General features: G+C 34.4%; 24 protein-coding genes. 11 read left to right on the top strand and 13 right to left on the bottom strand.

Annotated elements, in window-relative coordinates; translation table 11 throughout:
* Nucleotides 1-11: 11 nt before the first annotated feature.
* Nucleotides 12-1,187: an aspartate aminotransferase family protein gene (locus ABWU73_RS07180; RefSeq protein WP_010963155.1), complete on the bottom strand. Its 1,176-nt coding sequence runs from the start codon at nucleotides 1,185-1,187 to the stop codon at nucleotides 12-14.
* 65 nt (nucleotides 1,188-1,252) lie between these two features.
* Between ABWU73_RS07180 and ABWU73_RS07175 the strand changes: the two genes are divergently transcribed.
* The 3 genes from ABWU73_RS07175 (at nucleotide 1,253) to recF (ending at nucleotide 4,451) form a co-directional block, all read left to right on the top strand.
* Nucleotides 1,253-2,680, top strand: coding sequence for a sensor histidine kinase (locus tag ABWU73_RS07175; protein WP_209473279.1), 1,428 nt, complete (start codon nucleotides 1,253-1,255; stop codon nucleotides 2,678-2,680).
* A gap of 189 nt (nucleotides 2,681-2,869) precedes the next feature.
* Nucleotides 2,870-3,337 carry a thioredoxin-dependent thiol peroxidase gene (gene bcp / locus ABWU73_RS07170; protein ID WP_010963157.1) on the top strand — a complete coding sequence of 156 codons (468 nt, stop codon included), beginning with the start codon at nucleotides 2,870-2,872 and terminating at the stop codon, nucleotides 3,335-3,337.
* A 16-nt stretch (nucleotides 3,338-3,353) separates the two neighbouring features.
* Nucleotides 3,354-4,451 carry a DNA replication/repair protein RecF gene (gene recF / locus ABWU73_RS07165; RefSeq protein ID WP_264329605.1) on the top strand — a complete coding sequence of 366 codons (1,098 nt, stop codon included), beginning with the start codon at nucleotides 3,354-3,356 and terminating at the stop codon, nucleotides 4,449-4,451.
* Between the two features lie 680 nt (nucleotides 4,452-5,131).
* Here recF and ABWU73_RS07160 read toward each other — a convergent pair.
* Both ABWU73_RS07160 and ABWU73_RS07155 read right to left on the bottom strand, forming a co-directional pair.
* On the bottom strand, nucleotides 5,132-5,476 hold the full coding sequence (locus ABWU73_RS07160) for a TrbC/VirB2 family protein (protein WP_264329606.1): 345 nt from the start codon (nucleotides 5,474-5,476) through the stop codon (nucleotides 5,132-5,134).
* Nucleotides 5,477-5,571: 95 nt separating this feature from the next.
* Nucleotides 5,572-5,916, bottom strand: a complete 345-nt coding sequence (locus ABWU73_RS07155) for a TrbC/VirB2 family protein (protein WP_209473268.1) — start codon at nucleotides 5,914-5,916, stop codon at nucleotides 5,572-5,574.
* A 134-nt stretch (nucleotides 5,917-6,050) separates the two neighbouring features.
* On the opposite strand from ABWU73_RS07155, the gene ABWU73_RS07150 reads away from it, so the two are divergent.
* Both ABWU73_RS07150 and ABWU73_RS07145 read left to right on the top strand, forming a co-directional pair.
* Nucleotides 6,051-6,866 (top strand): YihY/virulence factor BrkB family protein, encoded by an 816-nt coding sequence (locus ABWU73_RS07150; protein ID WP_209473266.1) that lies wholly within the window; start codon nucleotides 6,051-6,053, stop codon nucleotides 6,864-6,866.
* Nucleotides 6,853-7,608, top strand: a complete 756-nt coding sequence (locus tag ABWU73_RS07145) for an SDR family oxidoreductase (protein ID WP_353285485.1) — start codon at nucleotides 6,853-6,855, stop codon at nucleotides 7,606-7,608. The genes ABWU73_RS07150 and ABWU73_RS07145 overlap by 14 nt, the downstream gene beginning before the upstream one ends.
* A 124-nt stretch (nucleotides 7,609-7,732) precedes the next feature.
* On the opposite strand, the gene ABWU73_RS07140 is transcribed toward ABWU73_RS07145, so the two are convergent.
* Nucleotides 7,733-7,906, bottom strand: a complete 174-nt coding sequence (locus tag ABWU73_RS07140) for a hypothetical protein (protein ID WP_167471214.1) — start codon at nucleotides 7,904-7,906, stop codon at nucleotides 7,733-7,735.
* Between the two features lie 138 nt (nucleotides 7,907-8,044).
* Between ABWU73_RS07140 and carB the strand changes: the two genes are divergently transcribed.
* The 4 genes from carB (at nucleotide 8,045) to ABWU73_RS07120 (ending at nucleotide 12,471) form a co-directional block, all read left to right on the top strand.
* Nucleotides 8,045-11,500 carry a carbamoyl-phosphate synthase large subunit gene (carB, locus tag ABWU73_RS07135; protein ID WP_264329608.1) on the top strand — a complete coding sequence of 1,152 codons (3,456 nt, stop codon included), beginning with the start codon at nucleotides 8,045-8,047 and terminating at the stop codon, nucleotides 11,498-11,500.
* Between the two features lie 164 nt (nucleotides 11,501-11,664).
* Nucleotides 11,665-11,880 carry a hypothetical protein gene (locus ABWU73_RS07130; protein WP_080717592.1) on the top strand — a complete coding sequence of 72 codons (216 nt, stop codon included), beginning with the start codon at nucleotides 11,665-11,667 and terminating at the stop codon, nucleotides 11,878-11,880.
* Nucleotides 11,877-12,137 carry an IS110 family transposase gene (locus tag ABWU73_RS07125; protein WP_010082049.1) on the top strand — a complete coding sequence of 87 codons (261 nt, stop codon included), beginning with the start codon at nucleotides 11,877-11,879 and terminating at the stop codon, nucleotides 12,135-12,137. The genes ABWU73_RS07130 and ABWU73_RS07125 overlap by 4 nt, the downstream gene beginning before the upstream one ends.
* The gene (locus tag ABWU73_RS07120) at nucleotides 12,088-12,471 is read left to right on the top strand and encodes a hypothetical protein (RefSeq protein ID WP_227738615.1); all 384 of its coding nucleotides are present in this window, start codon (nucleotides 12,088-12,090) and stop codon (nucleotides 12,469-12,471) included. The genes ABWU73_RS07125 and ABWU73_RS07120 overlap by 50 nt, the downstream gene beginning before the upstream one ends.
* Nucleotides 12,472-12,645: 174 nt before the next feature.
* Here the strand turns inward: ABWU73_RS07120 and ABWU73_RS07115 are convergent, their stop codons facing one another.
* Complete coding sequence (locus tag ABWU73_RS07115; RefSeq protein ID WP_010082050.1) at nucleotides 12,646-13,626, bottom strand: SGNH/GDSL hydrolase family protein; 981 nt, start codon at nucleotides 13,624-13,626, stop codon at nucleotides 12,646-12,648.
* Nucleotides 13,627-13,816: 190 nt separating this feature from the next.
* Between ABWU73_RS07115 and ABWU73_RS07110 the strand changes: the two genes are divergently transcribed.
* A protein-coding gene (locus ABWU73_RS07110; RefSeq protein WP_156518237.1) for an IS5 family transposase occupies nucleotides 13,817-14,580 on the top strand; the annotation gives its coding sequence in 2 pieces (ribosomal slippage) (nucleotides 13,817-14,171 and nucleotides 14,171-14,580; 765 coding nt in all).
* A 37-nt stretch (nucleotides 14,581-14,617) separates the two neighbouring features.
* Here ABWU73_RS07110 and rpoD read toward each other — a convergent pair.
* From rpoD to ABWU73_RS07070, 8 genes are all read right to left on the bottom strand, one after another.
* Entirely contained in the window at nucleotides 14,618-16,570 is a 1,953-nt protein-coding gene (gene rpoD / locus ABWU73_RS07105) for an RNA polymerase sigma factor RpoD (RefSeq protein ID WP_264329846.1), read from the bottom strand.
* Nucleotides 16,571-16,708: 138 nt separating this feature from the next.
* On the bottom strand, nucleotides 16,709-17,020 hold the full coding sequence (locus ABWU73_RS07100; RefSeq protein WP_006279706.1) for a cation:proton antiporter subunit C: 312 nt from the start codon (nucleotides 17,018-17,020) through the stop codon (nucleotides 16,709-16,711).
* Nucleotides 17,017-17,436: a Na(+)/H(+) antiporter subunit B gene (locus ABWU73_RS07095; protein WP_006279705.1), complete on the bottom strand. Its 420-nt coding sequence runs from the start codon at nucleotides 17,434-17,436 to the stop codon at nucleotides 17,017-17,019. The genes ABWU73_RS07100 and ABWU73_RS07095 overlap by 4 nt, the downstream gene beginning before the upstream one ends.
* Entirely contained in the window at nucleotides 17,429-17,956 is a 528-nt protein-coding gene (locus ABWU73_RS07090; RefSeq protein WP_015589497.1) for a DUF4040 domain-containing protein, read from the bottom strand. The genes ABWU73_RS07095 and ABWU73_RS07090 overlap by 8 nt, the downstream gene beginning before the upstream one ends.
* A gap of 1 nt (nucleotide 17,957) precedes the next feature.
* Complete coding sequence (gene mnhG / locus ABWU73_RS07085; protein ID WP_006279703.1) at nucleotides 17,958-18,245, bottom strand: monovalent cation/H(+) antiporter subunit G; 288 nt, start codon at nucleotides 18,243-18,245, stop codon at nucleotides 17,958-17,960.
* A gap of 6 nt (nucleotides 18,246-18,251) precedes the next feature.
* The gene (locus ABWU73_RS07080) at nucleotides 18,252-18,497 is read right to left on the bottom strand and encodes a monovalent cation/H+ antiporter complex subunit F (RefSeq protein WP_007548527.1); all 246 of its coding nucleotides are present in this window, start codon (nucleotides 18,495-18,497) and stop codon (nucleotides 18,252-18,254) included.
* A 28-nt stretch (nucleotides 18,498-18,525) separates the two neighbouring features.
* Nucleotides 18,526-18,933 (bottom strand): DNA-directed RNA polymerase subunit omega, encoded by a 408-nt coding sequence (gene rpoZ, locus ABWU73_RS07075; RefSeq protein ID WP_007548528.1) that lies wholly within the window; start codon nucleotides 18,931-18,933, stop codon nucleotides 18,526-18,528.
* Nucleotides 18,934-18,993: 60 nt separating this feature from the next.
* Nucleotides 18,994-19,290 carry a helix-turn-helix domain-containing protein gene (locus tag ABWU73_RS07070; RefSeq protein ID WP_012673420.1) on the bottom strand — a complete coding sequence of 99 codons (297 nt, stop codon included), beginning with the start codon at nucleotides 19,288-19,290 and terminating at the stop codon, nucleotides 18,994-18,996.
* Between the two features lie 436 nt (nucleotides 19,291-19,726).
* Here ABWU73_RS07070 and purE point away from each other — a divergent pair, with 436 nt between their 5' ends.
* On the top strand, nucleotides 19,727-20,218 hold the full coding sequence (gene purE / locus ABWU73_RS07065; protein ID WP_006280351.1) for a 5-(carboxyamino)imidazole ribonucleotide mutase: 492 nt from the start codon (nucleotides 19,727-19,729) through the stop codon (nucleotides 20,216-20,218).
* Nucleotides 20,219-20,225 lie beyond the last annotated feature (7 nt).

The raw sequence follows: 20,225 nt of genomic DNA, 5'->3' as shown, positions 1-20,225 counted from the left end.
AATGCAAGTATCTAATCAGAAGATTTCTCAGATAAATATTGAGTCAAAATCTCGATGCCTTCATCAATCTCTTTTTCAGTGATAATGAGTGGAGGTAAAATTCTCACAACGTTATCTGATGTTACCCCAACAGTAAGCAAGCCGCGATGACTTAACTCTTCTGCAAACTTTTGATTGTCTGCTTTCACTTTTATTCCAAGCATTAACCCTTTCCCTCTTACTTCCTCTATTATTGGAAATTTACTTGCTAAGTCTTCTAGTTTATTTTTTAAGTATTTACCTCTAATTTCAACATTTTTCAAAAAGCCGGGGCTGAGCAATTCTTCGAGCACAGCATTACCTACTGAGGTTGCAAGCGGATTGCCACCAAAAGTGGAACCGTGCATACCGACCGCCATATATTTAGCAGCATTTTCAGTTGCAAGACAAGCCCCCAGCGGAAACCCCCCGCCTATTCCCTTTGCAAGAGCACATATATCAGGTTCCACTCCTATATGTTCGTATGCGAATAATTTTCCTGTCCTACCAGCACCGCATTGTACGCAATCAAAAAATAACAATATGTCATTTTCATCACACAGCCTTCTTAGTTCTTTCATAAAGACTTCATTCATTACTTTGATACCACCTTGCCCTTGTATTGGTTCTATTAATATAACGCCTATACCACTTGAAATTGCTTTCTTTACGCTCTCAATATTGGGCTCGATGTTATCACACCAATCAATGTAGGGATTTAGTAATTCAGAAAATTTCTGTTTATCGTTTGTAGCACAAGTTAAAAAGGTTCTTCCATGAAATGCACCATGAAATGTTAAAATTCTGTGACGATTTTTATTGCCTTTTCCATTTTGATAGATCCTAGCAATCTTAAGTCCACATTCTACTGCCTCTGATCCAGAATTTGAGAAAAATACAGTGTCAGCGAAACTATTGTTTATTAATTTTTCTGCAAAATTATTGGCAGCAGGTATATTATAGGTATTTGATATATGCCATAATTTTTCTCCTTGCAATTTAAGAGCACTAATTAATCGCGAATTAGTGTGACCTAAGCTACTAACGGCTATTCCGGAGTGAAAATCTACGTAGCGCTCACCATCAACATCATATAGGTAGATACCTTTGCCATGAGAAAAATTTATATTAACAGGAGAATAAACTGGCAAAATAGGAGAAATTGTCATAAAATATTATATGCTAAATTTTATTATTAATAACATAAAAACCGTTGTTTCACAATAAGAAGGATATGTATAAGCTAGGTAAATTGATGTTTTCTGCGTTGAAGAAAAACAAATACACAAAAGTTATTGTATTACTCTCATCGATCTTTATGATTTTATTCAGTGTGATATATTGTAATCATTTACTAAGGAGTAATTTCCTTTCTTCTTACCGTGATTCAAGTGTAAACTTAAAAAGCGTACTGGAAAATGGCATAATAAAAAAATACCATTATTTACTAATAGAAAAGCATCACATTAAATACAAAAATTTTGACTACATAAACCAACTAGTAAAACTACGTGCTGAATTATTACAATCAGTGAGCAAAGTAAAGGATTTCAGCTTAATACTGTATGATCAAAACGGCAGAATAATATTCAGTAATTTTAACACTCAAGATTATGATTATGAACAGTTACTTACAAACGATGAAATTGATAAACTATTAAGTAACCAAGAAATATTTTATACTACAGGAAATACATTAACTTCTATTTTCCCTATATTCCATGAAAATAGCGTTAAACCGTCGTTTTTTTTGAAGATTCTTCGAAACTACAATAATTCTTATGTTATAGCATATGGCCTGTTTTTAACATTTTTGGGCCTATTATTAATAATCTTAATATTAATAATGTTCTATTTGCACTTTTCTAATACCCAAATGCTAGCCAAGCAACATAAAACTAACATTGAATTACAGCAGATAAAAGAAACATTAGAGCAAGAAAATGCAAACAAGCTAAAGTTTTTTGCAAGCGTTACACATGAATTACGCACACCTCTTAATGCTATTATTGGATTTGCGGAGTTGATCAAAAATAAAACTTTAGGTTCAATGGATAATTCTCAATACAAGGAGTATGCAGACGATATATATAATGCAGGAACACACTTACTTACCTTAATTAATGATGTGCTCGATTTTTCTAAAGCTGAATCAAGTAGTTTAACAGTAGAAAAAGTGAAGTTTAACCTGAACAAAATAATGGATTCATGCGTAAATATGCTATTACCTAAATTAAAAGAAGCCGGGATTAATTTAAAAAAAGAGATGACTAATAAACAATTATTAGTCATTGCAGATCCCAAGAGAATGAAACAAGTTATAATAAATTTATTATCAAACTCAATCAAGTTTACTCCCAAAGATGGTTTAATAAGAATGGTGATAAAAGAAAATATAGAAAAAAACTTATTAACTATTGAGTTTCATGACAATGGAATAGGAATAATGCAGCAGGACATATATAAAGTTATGTCTGTTTTTGGCCAAGCAGATTCGGGGTATAGAAACGAAGGTACGGGCATCGGATTGCCGCTAAGCAAGAAATTAGTAGAGTTAATGGGTGGAACTTTTGACATTAAAAGTGAAGCAAAACTTGGTACTACGATAACATTGAACTTCTTTTATGAAGAACAAACATGTGAAGATTCGATTGATTTTTAATAGGATCTATTTGATATGGCCTTACATCAGACGAAAACCACACTTTATCAAAAGCGGCAAGCCGAGAAGGTAGGCAGAAATTCATCAATAAGCCCCCATCAAGAATCTTATCTGTTAGCTATATATAAAATTTGATACTCTGACTACAATATACTACTATAGATGGAAGTGTTATTAATGGAGCAAGGTATGGAATTAGCAGTAGGAAATAATGCACCCGATTTTAGCTTGCCAGCAGATTCTGGTGAAAATTTATCACTGAGTGAATTTTTTGATAAAAAAAATGTAGTTCTTTATTTTTATCCTAAAGACGATACTCCGGGTTGTACAATGGAGGCAAAAGGCTTTAGAGATAAAATAGATGATTTTTCTTTCCTTGACACAGTGATAATTGGTGTATCAAAAGATAGTGTTAAGTGTCACACTAACTTCAAAGCAAAATATTCTCTGCCGTTTTCTTTAGTTTCTGATGAGAATGCTGAAATGTTGGGAAAATATGGTGTTTGGGTAGAGAAAAGTATGTTTGGCAAAAAGTATATGGGAATAGAACGCACTACTTTTTTAATAGATAAAAAAGGTAAAATAGTGAAGATCTGGAAAAATGTAAAAGTTAGTGGACATGTTGATGAGGTTCTGGAAGAAGTAAAGAGAATATAAACTAAAGAATAGGTTAATGGCTACCCATTGCTACATAAAAAAGCTGAAATTACATAATTTTCGTAGCCACTCAAACTTTGAACTGGATTCAGATGATAGCTCAGTTGTAATAACTGGCAAAAACGGTATTGGTAAAACTAATATACTTGAAGCAATCTCGTTGCTTGCTAAAAGCAATGGAATGAAAAAAGCAAAAGCCAGTGAGATACAAAATAGATTCAGTAATGAAGATTGGGTAGTGCACTATGATTTTTTTAATGGAATGGATTTTAATTCAATTGGTATCACAAAGAGTTTTGATAAGAAACTAATACAAATTGATGGAAAAACGCAATCGAGTTATTCATCTTTGTATAAGATATCCAATGTAATATGGCTGATTCCACAAATGGACTATGTTCTTCTCAATTCTCCAAGTGACAGATTAAAATTTTTAGACCGTATAGTCTCACTGTTTGAGGAAAATTACACTTGCTGCTACATGAAACACAGAAAAGCTAAACGTGAGCGAAGTAAACTGTTGAGAGAGAACACCTTGGACGAAAATTGGCTCTCTAGTCTTGAAAACATAATGGCCGTTAATGCAGTTAGTATTTTACGTATGCGATCGTCTGTTTTAAAGACACTACAAGACACAATTGATAACCATTCCAGTGAGTTTTTTCCGAAGGCAAGTTTGAAATTCAGCAGCCAGCTAACTTTGGACGATACTGCAGAATATTTTCAGAATCGTCTAAAGGAAAACAGAGAAAAAGATTCATTGACTGGTAGAGTAACCTTTGGTGTGCATAACGATAATTTTCGGGTTTTTTGTCAAAAAAGAAACGTACCAATAAATCTGTGCTCCACTGGAGAACAAAAGTTATTACTGCTTTCTATTATTTTATCCAGTGTAAAAGCAAGGTGTATTCATTACAATAAGGCACCACTTCTTCTACTTGATGATATAATGTCTCATCTGGATAAACATTACAGAAAGGCGTTAATGGAGGAAGTGTTAAGTATTCAATGTCAAACTTGGATAACTGATGTAAATCAAGATAATTTCAATAGCTATCTTTATTCTTTCAAGTTTTTTGAATTATCAAATGAATTAAATGCAAAACTTCCTTGACAAACCTCGCCAGCCCCCTTATCATGATACTGAAGGTATTCAGTTATCTTCATCTGTGCAGATTAAACAGCAAGAAAACAACGTAGTTGGCGTCTTATTTTTAATTTTTTGCACTATGTGCACCTTATGTCTTCACAACATTTCTGGGTTTTTACCTATATAAGCTGAAACGCGCTTATAAGTCGTTTAAGACAGTATAGTACGCCGATTTTGCAGGATTAGAGAGTGACAACTAGCTAACACGGGGTTTCTTTTGCCTTTTTTTCTGCTTAGTAAATTTCTTAAACATTCAAACTAAGGTGAGTTGCATTCAAAAGCAGCTAAATTGCAGTGTTTAAGACTTAAAAAACGCCAATACTGAAAATAGACAATGACCAGGGCTTCTTTTGCCTTTTTTTTCGTTTGGTAAATTTCTTAAATATTTATGGCTAAACGACAACCGTCATCCCGCTACTTGTTAGCGGGATCTCTTGTTAGCGGCTGAGATACCGCGAATGAATCGCGGTATGACGGTTCGCGGTGACATGACGATAAGCCTTGTCATTCCAGCGCGTGACGCTGGAATCCAGACTTTAACTGATATGATTACAGAAAAAGAATTTATTAGGTAATCATAGACACTGAAAGTGGTCAGCTTGACCACTTTCAAGTGAAAACATAAAGAGAACTTCAGTACAGGTTTATGGAAGGGTACATTCTTTCTTAGTTGGATCCCAAGTTCCTCCATTAGCGGCAGAGGTACATCCTGCTTGGGTGCAAGTCGTCTCTTTTCCTGTTATTGCCTTTACAACTGCAGGAGCGCCAAAAAATACAGCAGTAAATGCACCGAGTGCAAAAAGCGCTGGCCATGGCATCCTGCCAAATATTGCAAGCAAAGCTGCACCTATTATTACTATTGTGATCATCGGTCCGCCTAGACCATGAGTATAGCTTACTATTTTGCATATTACTCCTGATGTTGCATCAGCATGTGCATCAAATGCGAAGGAGAGAATTAAAGCTACAAGTAGAAGAAAATTTTTCATTATGCCTCCGATAATTTCTATTTAACGCTGGATTATCTATCATTTTGATTAAATTTGAGTAAATGATGCAGTAAGTACCATTTACTCAATGCTTTTTACTGACAAGTATATTTTCCATCTGCATCAGGTTTCAATGTTTTCCCAGCATCACACGTCTCGCACTTACTTGCTGTAGTTGGTGCTATTTTTGAAACAACGGCAGGAGCACCAAAAAACACAGCAGTAAATGCACCGAGTGCAAAAAGTGCTGGCCACGGCATTCTACCGAATATCGCAAGCAAAGCTGCACCTATTATCACTATCGTAATCATCGGTCCACCTATGCCGTGAGTATAGCTCATTATTTTGCATATCACTGCTGACGTTGCATCTAGCTCATTAGTATTTGCATCAAACGCAAAGGAGAGAATTAAAGCCACAAGTAGAAGAAATTTTTTCATTACGCCTCCTATAATTCCTGTTCTATGTTAAATTATCTATCCCTTTGATTAAATTTAAGTAAATGGTGAGGATTTTTTGCTTAAAAGTATCCTTTATTTCATTTAGAATACTTTTCTTGGTTCGTTTATATTACATGCTACAGAAATTTTACGGTATTGTTTATTGTCTTTATCGTGCTTTGATTGACACAATTTATAATGATGGAGTGGAGCATGCAGGGTATTTATCATTTTTAATTCTGTTATCAATATTTCCTTTTCTCATCGTTTTAATGGCTGTGGCATCAACATTCGCAAATTTCTTAGACCAGTATAACATTGGCTGGGTATTTATCATTGATAACATGCCACAGGATATTTTGGCATCTTTGATGCCGCGTATCAGAGAGATAATATCAGGCCCGCCGCAAAGCTTACTAACTTTAGCAATTGTAGGTGCTGTTTGGACCGCTTCATCGACAATTGAAGGGCTTAGAACAATACTCAATAAGGCCTATAAAGTTCCGGTTTCGCCGCCTTATATATTAAGAAGAGTACTAAGTATATTACAATTTTTAGTAATCACGCTTATTATAACTCTAACTATAGTGTTTTCTACACTAGTACCAATGCTAATTGATTTTTCCTATCAGGGGCTAAGTTATACTAGGTATTTACTTATTGAATTTGTACTTTTCACAGTAGTCTCTTGGCTATATTTTATGTTGCCAAACATAAAACAAAATTTATCAGACGTATTTCCTGGATCTTGTGTAGCTGTTATTCTTTGGACGATTTCTGCTTCAGCTTTTAAGCAATACTTAAAAGCTTCCTTTGACCAACTGGATTTGATATATGGAAGTTTAGGTGGTGTGGTAGTGTCATTACTATTTTTTTATATGCTAAGTTTGATTTTTATATATGGAGCAAAATTCAATTTTCAGCTAAAATATTTCAATGGATCTCGCTAAGGAGAAAGAAATGAGTAAGTTAGAAGGTAAAGTAGCTTTAATCACCGGAGCTTTAGGTGGAATAGGCTCTGCTGTTGCAAAAAGGTTTATAAGAGAAGGTGCATGTGTGATTCTGATTTCAAGATCTCTTGATAATCTCAAGCCACTATATAATGAAATTGAAGAGCTTGAAGAATTTAAAGAAGGCTCTGTGAAACTAATTCAGCTTGATCTTTTAGACTTTGAGAATGTAAAGATACTGACAAACATGATAGAAAGCCTGAAATTATCAGAATCTGGAGCACTTGATATATTAGTTGCGTGTGCTGGAATTTTAGGCAAACTGAACCCCATTCATGACTGTGAGATTGAAGAGCTACAGAACGTAATGAATACAAATTTTACTGCCAATTGGTACTTACTAAAAAACTTAGATCCAATGCTAAAAAAGTCTAATGCTGGAAGAGCGATATTCATGACCTCAGAAGTGACACTTTCTCCTTCCTCTTATCCATATTGGATGCCGTATGCTGCAAGTAAAGTTGCACTAGAAATAATGGTGCAGATATATGCATCTGAGACAAAACATACAAAATTATGTGTAAATGCTGTATACACGGAAGGACCTGTGGGTAGTGAGCAGGCATTTCCTGGATCTGAATTGGTGTCACCTGATAAACTAACAGATAAATTTGTGGAATTAGCTTCTGAAGACTGCAGCATATCAGGAAAAATCTTACCGCTCAGCAAATCTCCCGAATAAATTACCATAGTATCTGCAAAGATACCGTTAAGCCCACAATTGTATGAACATTGTGATTTGAGAGTAATCTCCACTAGGAAGGATGTCATCCCAGTGCCTCTATGGTGTCATTCCAGTCTGGAATCTAGTCTTTATTATGCAGCCACTTATTTAAAGTTAAGTTTTCTGGATCCCAGACTGGGATGACACCTCTGGGCACTGCCGTCATAAAGGAACCAGTGTCAGCTACTTGAATGACATCATTTGCTGTGCAATTTACCTTCAAAAATGAATGTTTGTACAGCTGTGTGTCAAGCACTGGAATCTGCCACGCAAATTGCAATGTTCGTACAGTTATGCGTCAAGCCTAAAAGTAATTAGCTAATAGGTTTAATAAAAATTCACATATACAGGAAAGATTGGTAACATTACTTGAATAGAGACCGTTATTGTAATTATGCCGAAACGCACAGATATAGAATCTATATTAGTAATAGGAGCAGGCCCAATAGTTATAGGTCAGGCATGCGAGTTTGATTATTCCGGAACGCAAAGCTGTAAAGTATTAAAAAGCGAAGGTTATAAAGTCATTTTGGTTAACTCCAACCCCGCAACTATAATGACAGATCCTGAGTTTTCTGATGCGACGTATATTGAGCCGGTACTGCCTGAAATCATAGAGAAAATTATAATTAAGGAGAGGCCAGACGCAATATTGCCAACAATGGGCGGGCAAACAGCGCTCAATTGTGCAATAAAACTTGCAGATGATGGAGTGTTAGACAAATACAACGTAGAATTAATAGGGGTAAATAGAGAAGCAATAAAAAAAGCAGAGGATAGAGAGTTATTCCGTCAGTCCATGGATAGAATAGGACTGAAATACCCCAAAAGTATCATTATAAAAAATCAAGAACAAATAAAAAAGGCTTTGGATTACATTGGATTACCAGCAATCATCCGCTCGTCATTCACCCTTGGTGGTGCAGGTAGCGGCATAGCATATAATAAAGAGGAGTTTTTCAATATCGCAGAAAGTGCTCTCAAAATTTCGCCAATAAATGAAGTTCAGATAGATGAATCAATTATCGGCTGGAAAGAATATGAAATGGAAGTTATCCGCGATTGTAAAGATAACTGCATAATAGTCTGTTCGATAGAAAATGTTGATCCGATGGGAGTGCACACTGGGGATAGCATAACTGTTGCTCCTGCTTTGACTCTGCGTGACGTAGAATACCAACAGATGAGAAATGCATCTATAGCAGTGCTGAGAGAAATTGATGTTAGTGCCGGTGGTGCAAATGTTCAATTTGCAGTGAATCCTAAAGAAGATGGAAGCCTCGTTGTGATTGAGATGAATCCAAGGGTTTCTCGCTCTTCTGCACTTGCTTCGAAAGCAACAGGCTATCCTATTGCAAAAGTTGTAACTAAACTTGCTATTGGCTATTCGCTCGACGAAATACGTAACGACTGTGCTCCAATAATACCAGCAGCATTCGAACCAGTGATTGATTATATCGTCACTAAAATTCCTCGATTTGAGTTTGAGAAATTTAAGGGGACGAATTGTGAATTATCAACCTCCATGAAATCAGTGGGAGAAGTGATGTCTATAGGCCGCACTTTTAATGAGTCACTACAGAAAGCTTTCCGTTCACTTGAAACTGATTTTACAGGACTTGATGAAGTATTTCCTGAGAACATTGATATTGATCACATAAAATCTCAATTAGCAAAATTGCTACCAAACAGATTACTGATTGCTGCTGACGCAATGCGCCACGGAATTAGCATAGAAGAAATAAATTCGATTACAGGATATGACTTATGGTTTCTGCAAAATATACAGCAAATCATCTTGGCTGAACAAAAAATCAAGGAAAACGGCCTTCCTGAGACTGCATATGAAATGTTAGAGATGAAAAAAATGGGATTTTCAGATGCAAGATTGGCAAAGTTAAGTAATAGACCTACCTCTGTCATTCCAGTACCCTCTAATGTCATCTCAGTGCGTGACACTGGGATCCAGCCAGCGTTACACGCTGGAGATCGAGTAAAACAAATCGAAGAAATAAGAAAAAAATTTGGCATTAAACAAGTTTATAAACGCGTAGACACCTGTGCAGCTGAATTTGAATCGAGCACTGCTTATATGTATGGCTGCTATGAGGGTGATGTTGAAAATAAAACGGAATGTGAGGCGAATATTTCTGACCGAGAAAAGGTTGTCATTTTAGGAAGTGGTCCAAATCGCATTGGTCAAGGTATTGAGTTTGATTATGCATGCGTACATGCAGCTTCTGCCGCCAAAGAAATGGGGTATGAAACAATAATGATCAACTGTAATCCCGAAACTGTCTCAACTGACTACGATACCGCTGATCGTTTATATTTTGCACCACTCATTGCAGAGGATGTGCTTGAAATACTAAGTAAAGAGCAAGAAAATGGCACACTGGTTGGTGTAATAGTTCAAATAGGCGGTCAAACACCTTTAAAGTTAGCCAAAGTGCTTAACGAGAGAGGTTTCAAAATTCTGGGAACTTCGTTTGATTCTATTGACCTTGCAGAAGATCGCATGAGGTTTAAAAACCTTGCTTTGCAACTTAATTTAAAACAACCTGAAAATTCTATCTGCCATTCAGTAGAAGAAGCGTTAACCAACGCAGAAAAGGTGGGGTTTCCACTAGTAGTCAGGCCATCATATGTCCTCGGCGGTCAGTCTATGTCGATTAGACACGATACTCAGAGCTTTAAAGAGTACGTCTTAGATCAAACTAAAATCTTTGAGCATGGTTCGCTGCTTCTTGATAAATTTTTAGTCAATGCAGTTGAGGTTGACGTTGATGCTGTATGTGATGGGGAAAAAGTTTTCATTGCAGCGGTCATGGAGCATATTGAAGAAGCTGGTATCCACTCTGGTGATTCAACATGCTCAATACCGACAAATACATTGAGTGACGAAGTAATAAAAGAGATCGAGCTCCAAACTGAGAGAATAGCATTAGCATTAAAAGTGAAAGGTCTGATAAACATTCAGTTTGCTGTTCAAGAGAATAGACCTCTTGCAGAACCTGTTTGTGATGAGAAATCTTTAGGAAAAGTGCAGATGAGCACCACAGAATACTCGAATGTATTTGAGGAGCGCAGACAAGCTTTGACGACAAAATTGCCTTCAGAAATCGAGTTATGCAAGAGGTCTAGTGATGTATACATACTTGAAGTGAATTTAAGGGCTAGTCGAACCGTTCCTTTTATTTCCAAGGTAATCAATATTCCTATTGCAAAGCTTGCCACTCAGGTTATTTTGGGTAAAAAATTGAATCAGGAAAACAAGCCTTTCAATCATTTTGCAGTTAAAGCTGCTGTTTTTCCATTTACCCGCTTTGCAGGAGTTGATACTTTACTTGGTCCTGAAATGAAATCAACAGGAGAAGTGATGGGAATTGACTCATCATTTGAAGCTGCACTTGCAAAAACGCACATGGCTGCAGGATACAAGTTACCAACAGAAGGAACAGCTCTGGTTTCAGTAAAAGATGATGATAAAAAGTATATATTGCCAGTTGCACGAATGTTGAAAGAACTGAATTTTGAAATATATGCCACCAAAGGCACAGCTTCGTATCTGAACAATAACGGCATTGCTGCACAAGCTGTAAATAAAGTAAGAGAAGGCAGACCCCACATAGTTGATATGCTCAAAGATGGAAAAATAAATCTAGTGATTAATACTTCAAAAGGTGTAAAGTCAGTCTCAGACAGCAAAGATATCAGGAGAACTGCTATTTTGCAAAATATAGCTTACAGCACCACAGCTTCCGGAAGTAAAGCGTTAGTGCTTGCAATTCAATATGTAAAGAATAGCAAACTGGAAGTGAAATCATTACAGCAGATACAAAACGTTTAAATATCAAAACTAGAATAATTCACTCTCAAAATGCTAAAGAGAACATAATAAAAAGATGGAAATTTTGAAGGAAATAGTATACCTAAAGAATCAACTAGCGTAATTGAACAGCCAAATGCTGCAACGAATGCTCCACAATCTCACCTAGAGGACACTTCCCTTATATGTTAAGAACAAGTCTTTATAAATATCAAAGTAGTGAGATTAAAGACACACAGAGAAGAGGAATCGTCACGCCCCTTGATTATAAGAATCGTTGTTCAGCAAGGTTCTCTTCTCTGGTTTATTATACTGAAAGTTCCGAACAACTGATTGAGCTTTTAGGCTCGTATATAAGGCTGGAAAATGCAGTATATGTTATTATTACGGAGGAATTATGAATTCATCAAACATTATTGCTGGCATTGATGTTAGCAAAAGTAAATTAGATCTCCACATTCACCCACTTGAGCATTATAAAATATTTGAAAACAATGTACAATCCATTGATGAAATGCTGGACTTTTTACGTTTGCATAATGTAACCAAAATTGGTCTTGAGGCAACTGGTGGATACGAAAAATTATGTGCCTATACTTTACTAAGCAATGGTTTTGAGGTGTACGTCATTCAACCAAGGTGGGAGAGACTATGCTAAAAGCCTTGGTATTACTACAAAAACTGATAAAATAGACTGCAGTATCATCTCACGTTATATTAATAATACAGATATGCGTGTTACTCCTTTAACAGTTAGTAATGGTAATATTGATTGCTTGAAACAAAAATTATCTCGTAGAAACCAACTTGTAGAAATAGCAAAAATACAAAAAACCCAAATCCAACAGGTAACTGATACATCTATAATCAAACAAATAGAGGAACTTCTTGCAATTTTACGTAATCAAATTAAAACTTTAGAAGATGAAATGATTACATTTATCGATCAAAACCAAGAGCTTAAAAGAAAATATATATCAATAACTATATAGTAGCGGGATGACGGTTTTTCAAATTATCGGTAAATCTAAGTCAGTTTAGCTATAGGCAGCAATTTTCTGTATTTATTTTAAATTGAAGAAAGCTCAAATGAAAGATCGTGTTTTGCTAAAAATCACAGAATGCAGTCTGGTTACTATTTAAAAGGATATGTTCAAAAAACTGTGTCAAATCAACTCATACACTTCATTACCAACTTCATGATGAAGTTCCGCAGTTGGATGGAAATAATCAAAAAAGAAATAATCCTTTAGTGTTTCTTTGCTACACCCAGGGTTATAGTGAACGTCAAGTTCCCCTTTAAATATCAACTTTAAGAGTATTTTTATATTTTCTTTAAATCTCCCAACTTGGTCTGCAATGTTCGATGTGCATGCATCTTGACAATTTAAACCTTTGCTCTTGTATTCGCTAAACATACTTCTCATTTTAGAGTTAAGATCAAATGCTTTTATTTCAAGATTTGTACTTTTCTTCATATAATCTAAGCCTTTAGCCAGTTTTGCATTGAAACTCTCCGTGAGCTTTGTAGCTAGTTCCCTTGCTTCTTCATCTCTATTAAAAGCTGGTATTGAGCCAACTTCAGGTGCATTTGCAACAACTACATGCTTAACACCATGTTCATTTAGAACCTTAAGTGCATTACATATTTCACTCACTGCTTGTTCCAACACTTCTTCCGCTTTAGTATCGTCATAAGCAGTGGCAACCATAACATCATTTCCGCCGATTATGATGCAAAATAAATCTTCTTTACCTATATCTGGATGATGTTTAATTACCGCATCTAGCTGGTTAGCTAAACGAAATTTATTGAAGAAATAAGAAAAAATAGGGTCAAAAATTTCAGATGCTGTTGCATATGAAACTGCGTAATTCTGACCTTGCTGTTCGTGGCATCTCCCAAAAAATGAATAACTCCACCCAGGTTTAAATTCATCTAAATCTAAATATTTTGCTATATATTCAACAGCAGTAGGGCCATTGCTAAAAGATCTTCCTTGATAAAAAGGATCATCAAATTTTACGCTTTTTGCAAAGGATAAATTATTTAAAATTCCAATGATTGCGCCATTATCGGATAAGCTATCACCCAGAACATAAAAATTTCTATACTTTGAATTAGAATTGTCATTTTTGTTTGTCATAATATTTACTGTAGATTAGCATGTTGTTTCATTAGATTCATAGAAAAAGAAAAATAGCGGTGAAATTATACAACTTTGGCCTAACTTGCTCTCCACTTTTTCCGGGCAAAATCAGCTTCTTCTTAGAACCTGTCTTGAAAGGGAATAAAGAAAAGAGTATGATGAGGTAAGCAAAAAATAGGAGGGTAAATTGTATCCAAGTGATATAAGTGACAAGGAATGGGAAATTTTAGAGCCCTATGTTGCACAAGGAGCGATAGGACGACCAAGAAAACATAACATCAGAACAATTATTAATGCAATAAGGTATATAATGAGGGGTGGTTGCCAGTGGAGAATGCTACCAAAGGATTTTCCCCCATGGAAAACGGTGTATGACTATTTTATCAGGTGGCGTAATAATGGAAAATTGAAAAAAATACATGACATGCTAGTAAAAGAGGTAAGAAAAATGGTTGGTAAAAATGAAACACCTTCAGTAGGTATAATTGACAGTCAATCAGTGAAAACGACTCAAAAAGGGGATCAAGAGGATATGATGCCGGTAAAAAAATAAAGGGTAGAAAACGCCATATTATTGTAGATACACTAGGTCTTGTAATTACTGCAGAGGTACACAGCGCAAGCATTCAGGATCGTGATGGTGCTACCAATCTTTTTATTCAAGCTAAATGCAAAGCTCCAACATTACGTAAGTTTTTTGCTGATCAAGGATACAAAGGTAAATTACAAAATCGATGTTTGTTGGAAACTGGATGTTTGCTAACGATTACCAAGAAATTGGTTGATACAGGATTTCAGGTTATTCCTAAACGTTGGATTGTAGAACGAACCTTTGCTTGGCTTTCCAATTTTAGACGCATGAGCAAGGATTACGAGCATTCTCCTCTTACTTCAAAAAACAATATCTTATTTAATATGATTACTTCTATGCTTACTAAATTAGCTGCTTAACTCCTTTCAAGACAGGTTCTTAACTTGACACGTATACTTAAAAGAACCCTCTAAGTTTTCTAGCACGGCTTGGATGTTTCAACTTGCGCAGTGCTTTTGCCTCTATTTGCCTAATTCTCTCACGTGTTACATTAAAAATTTTTCCTACTTCTTCTAAGGTATGTTCCTTCCCATCTTTACCAAGGCCAAAACGCATTCTTAAAATTCTTTCTTCCTTTGGTGTTAAAGTTGCAAGAACATTGGTTGTAATGCCACGCAAGTCAGCAAGTATTGCAGCATCCTCTGGCCTGGAGACTCGCTTGTCTTCTATACAATCACCAAAGGTACTACTATCATCTTTTCCTGTTGGAGCTTCAAGACTTACTGGATCCCTTGCTATTTTCATAACTTTGCGTATTCTTTCCAGTGGCATTGTCAGTTCTACACTCAATTCCTCTAACGTCGGCTCTCTTCCCATCTCATGAGTCATCTTTCTTAATGCTCTGTTGATTTTACTGATAATTTCCACCATATGAACTGGTATTCTAACTACTTTAGACTGCTCAGGTATTGCTCTAGTGATTGATTGTCTTACCCACCAAGTGCCATAAGTTGAAAATTTATATCCACGTTTGTAATCAAACTTATCCACGGCCTTCATAAGACCAATATTGCCTTCTTGTATCAAATCAAGCAGATCAAGGCCTCTTTTTGAATACTTCTTAGCAATGGAAACTACTAGCCTTAAGTTAGCCTTAATCATTTCTTGCTTTGCTTCAGAGACTTCTCGTTCGTGTTTTTGTATTCTCTTGATTAGCTCCTTAAATTCTTGTACGTTATCTTCCTGTATATGCTGCTTAATACCGTTCAAGGTACTAGCTATATGTTCAGAGTTATCGTCTATAAACCTTAAAAATTTGTTTTTTAATTCACCTGTAAAAGAGGACTGATTTTCATTGATCTTTAAAAGACTTATCTTTTTCAATTCGTGCTTTAAAAGCACGTCATCATAAACTTTATAGAAACTTTCTCTATCGATATCGTATTTTCTAGCCTCAGCAATAAGATTAGCCTCTTCAAGCGTAATGGATCTATTTATCTTATAAAGTTCTTGTGTAATTCTGGCAACAGCAGCATCACTTAACTTAATTTGTAATGCTATAGACCATATTTGATTATACAAATTTTCTAGCTCATTAGAGAAATTTTTAGAATTTTTTCTTAATATCAACGCTTCATTTGTTAAAGTAATTATCTCATCCAATGCAACTATGACCTTTGGCAATAAGTCACTTTCCATTTCAAGAATAGAAACATTTAAATTGACTGAATTTATATCTTCATTATTACCGTCTTTCTCATCATCACTTTTTTTACTATCTTTCTCATCATCACTACAGTACTCAGCATCTTCAGAAACATCCTCAGAATCCTCAACATCTTCAGCACTTTCTTCACTCTCTTCACTTTCTTCTTTGGGTACCACATTAAAATCAGAGTTATAAATTGCATCCAGATCTATAATTTCTCTCAGTAAGAGAGCTCCATTACTTAAATCATCACGCCATACTTTTATCACCTTTAATGTTACTGATGTTTCAATTATTGCACGTAACATGTTATGCTTTTCAGATTCAATTTTTTTTGCTATCTCGATTTCATCTGCCCTTGATAAAAGCTTTACGGAGCTCATGTCTTGTAAATAAATCCTCACTGGATCATCATTTTGTACTAAAGTTGCAGTAACATTTGGCGATGTGTCATCATCATCAAGTTTACTATCATCACTGTTGGAAGGAATATCTTCTTCATCTTCGCTACTTTCAAGCACATTAATTCCGGAATCCTGCAATAAAGATATAGCATCATCTATAAAGTCAGACGAAAAATTTTCATCTGATAATTTATCATTTATATCATCAAAGGTGATAAAACCACCCTTTTTTATACTCTTAGTTACCAGATCTTTGATAATTTTTTTCTTATCTTCTGCATCATTAATAGTTGACATCATTACCTTTATAGTTTATAATTTTATTTCTTATTAACAAACAAACTTACAACGAGCAAGTCTATAATTTTACTTTTAACTTGTGGCTATTTGTTACTTCATATAGTTTAAGATACTGTTAATTTATGTACACTTGTCTTAATCAATTGTTCCATACTTTTCTTCCATTTTTACTGCTATGGATAATCCAACTGAAAATGTTGCAATTCCAACCACTATAGCAGTAAGCATTAAAACATGGGGTATAGGATTGCTATATGAATAAAAATTTGAAACCAATATAGGAGGCAAGGAACTTTTTATATATCCTAGAGATATGTAAAATAACAAAACAGATGCTTGGAAGACGCTTACCCCTATCATTTTCTTGATTAAATTTTTATCGTTTATAATAATATATAAACCTAGCACCATTAATACAATAATAATCGTATAATTATATAAAGTCATTGTTTTTTCCTACGAGCAAAATTTATATATATAATTAACATAGAGGAGCAGACAGTAAATGCTACACCTAATTCCACCAAAAAAATACCTAATTTTTGACCGGTTCTATTATTGGTTAACAAGATATCATAAGATAAAAAATTTTGGCCAAGTAAAGTTGTTGCAACGCCCGTTCCTCCATAAATTAAAATACCTAACACGTTAGTCAATCTAATCACAGAATAAGGTATTGCTTTTAGAGTTGTAGATACACCAAATAGCATTGAATATAATATTATCCCGGAGGCAATAATTATTCCTGCTTGAAAACCTCCACCCGGAGTGTAATCACCGTGAAATTGTATGTATAAACCAAATAAAATGATAAAAGGTATCATCAAAAATGTTACTGCATTTAATATCGGATCTTTAATCATTTTCTTTTTCTTCTTTTAATATCAACGTTATACAAAGCGCAGCAGTAAAAACTACTATAGTTTCTCCAAACGTGTCATAACCACGAAAGCTTGCCAAAATAGCTGTCACTATATTAGGAATACCGGTAGCTTTTTCGGTATTTTCCACATAATAAGGAGCAACATGCAAGTGGATCGGAGCATTGTGGCTGCCAAAATCTGGCAATTGAATCATAAAATATGACAAACATACAGCCAGAAATAACATAAAAAAAAGCGTTATAGGGTTATGAGATAGATTTACTTTATGATTCTTTATCAAGGAGAGTGCTGCAAACGTAAAAACTGTACTGAGCCCCGCACCAACAGAAGCTTCAGTAATTGCAACATCAGGTGCATTCATAATTAAGTATATAAGCGCAATCAGTGAACTAAATACACACATTAGAACAGCACTTACGACTAAATGTCGCGAGAAAACTATAAAAACCGTAACTGTTAGTAACAACAAAAGTAACACTACATTTAATATTTCTAACACCTTAGCCTTCTTTAACAGTTTTTTTCTTAACTTTATAATGAGTGCGCGCTAAAATATAGCTATTAGTTGAGTTAGCTACCCATATTATAAAAATTAATAATACTATTTTAACAGTATTGATTGAAAATCCATTCTGCAAAGCAAAACCAATTAACAATAACGTTGCACCGCTAGAATCTGTAATACCTGCTGCATGTAACCTAGTATAGAAATCAGGAAATCTGATCACCCCTATATTTGAAATAATTATCAAACAAATACCTAAAAATATGAAAATGGATCCTATCATAAATTATCAAAACAACATTAATCTCATTAGTGCTATAGTTGATATAAAGCTAACGCTAGCATACAACAATGCTATATCAATTAAAAAAAAATTATTCAGAATGATTGATATTGCTGTTATAAGTACAACTACTTGCGTTGAGAAATTATTGAACGCTAAAACCTTATTGTACACATCATTTGACTTAGACACTATGCAACACAACATTACACTCATACAGAACAACAGTGTATAGATAGCAATGCAAATCATTTAAAGACTATGTAACTTCAGTAGATTTCTAAACGGATACTTCTTCATCGCCATCTTGATCATTTATTTCATCATCTATTTCACCATCCACTTCATAATCTTGGCTTTCTTGACTTGCATCAAGATCTGTGTTATCAGAAAAATTTAATAAATTCGCTAGCTTACTTGTATTACTGCTGTAAACATTATTCATATTTCCTTTCATGTATTCCTTGCATCTACCTACCAAAAGGCTAAACAGCTCATGAGTATCCACCTGTTTTCCTGCTATTTCATGTAAGGAAACTATGGTATTTTTATGACCTTTAAACTTAGCTGCTTGAATTGGATTACTTGCCCCTGTATTTAAATCATGTGTTCTTTGACTTGCCAACAGAACCAATTTGAAACGGTTACTTACCCGTTCTATACACTTTTCTACAATAGACTCAGCCATAAGATACTACCTTAATAAGTTTTATACTATATCACAAAAAACAAGTTGTCAACTTTGTATCTATTGCGATTCAACTTCATGTTTTACTTTTTCTGCCTCAGATTTTATTTCTTGGCTTTCTGTCATCGTGATTGTTATCTCATGATCAAGTTTTTTTAGAAATCCTAACAATCGCTCTAAAGAAAAACCATCTATTTTACCATTTTTAATTTGCGATACCTTTGGCTGATCAATACCAAGTTTCTCAGCTGCAAAAGCCTGAGTCCAAGCATTTTTTTCTACAATTTTATTTATTATATAAAGCAACTTTGTTTTTATTCCTGCACTGTCTAAGTTATTTAACGATATTATTTCCATAATTCTTACACTCACATATCAATTAACTTTATTAAATATTATAACATAATATTTAATATACCAAGATATTAATATCATGTAACTTGTCAATAATTATATGATATCAATATTTAAAACTTTAAGTTGATTATATATTAATATTTTTATCAAATTTCTAGTAATTTTAAATTACCATTTTACCATCAGTCTATCTGAAAAAACCATTTATAGAAAGAACAAGCTAAGATTACAAAGCTTGAAATACAAAAATAATTATTTTATAAATTTATCTTACATAAGAAGTTTATATCTCTATATCTTAATATAAATATTTATTTAAATTTTTAAAATTTCTATTTTAACGAGAATTCTATATATTATATTTATAATATAATTTAAATATTTGTTGCTTTTTAGCTGGAACATTATTTAGTTAGTAAGTAAAATTGTGTTGAATATGACAAAAATAAAAAAAGATGTTGCTGTTATTATGGGAAGTGAGTCAGATTACACCACTATGGTCCATACTGTTGATATGTTAAAAGCATTAGAAGTTTCACATGATATATTCATAATATCTGCACATAGAACACCAGAAAGGCTCTTCAATTTTGCTAAATCTGCACAAGAAGAAGGTTTTAAGGTTATTATAGCTGGTGCAGGAGGTGCAGCTCATTTACCTGGTATGGTTGCGTCACTAACTTGTTTACCAGTTATCGGCGTTCCTGTGCATAGTAAACAATTAAATGGGCTGGACAGTCTACTCTCTATAGTTCAAATGCCAAAGGGTGTTCCAGTTGCAACCATGTCTATAGGAGAAAATGGAGCATATAATGCTGCCATTACTGCCGTATCTATATTGTCAATTTCCAACAGTGAAATTGCAGGTAGGTTAAAAAAGTGGAGAGAGAAACAGACCAAAGAAGTAAAAGAAAAACCAGTTTCATAATAAATCT

This window comes from Wolbachia endosymbiont (group A) of Andrena helvola (assembly GCF_964028415.1).
GTDB classification, from domain to species: Bacteria; Pseudomonadota; Alphaproteobacteria; order Rickettsiales; family Anaplasmataceae; genus Wolbachia; species Wolbachia pipientis.
Note: the sequence above shows the minus strand (reverse complement) of the source record. Positions and strands in the feature narration are given on the sequence as shown.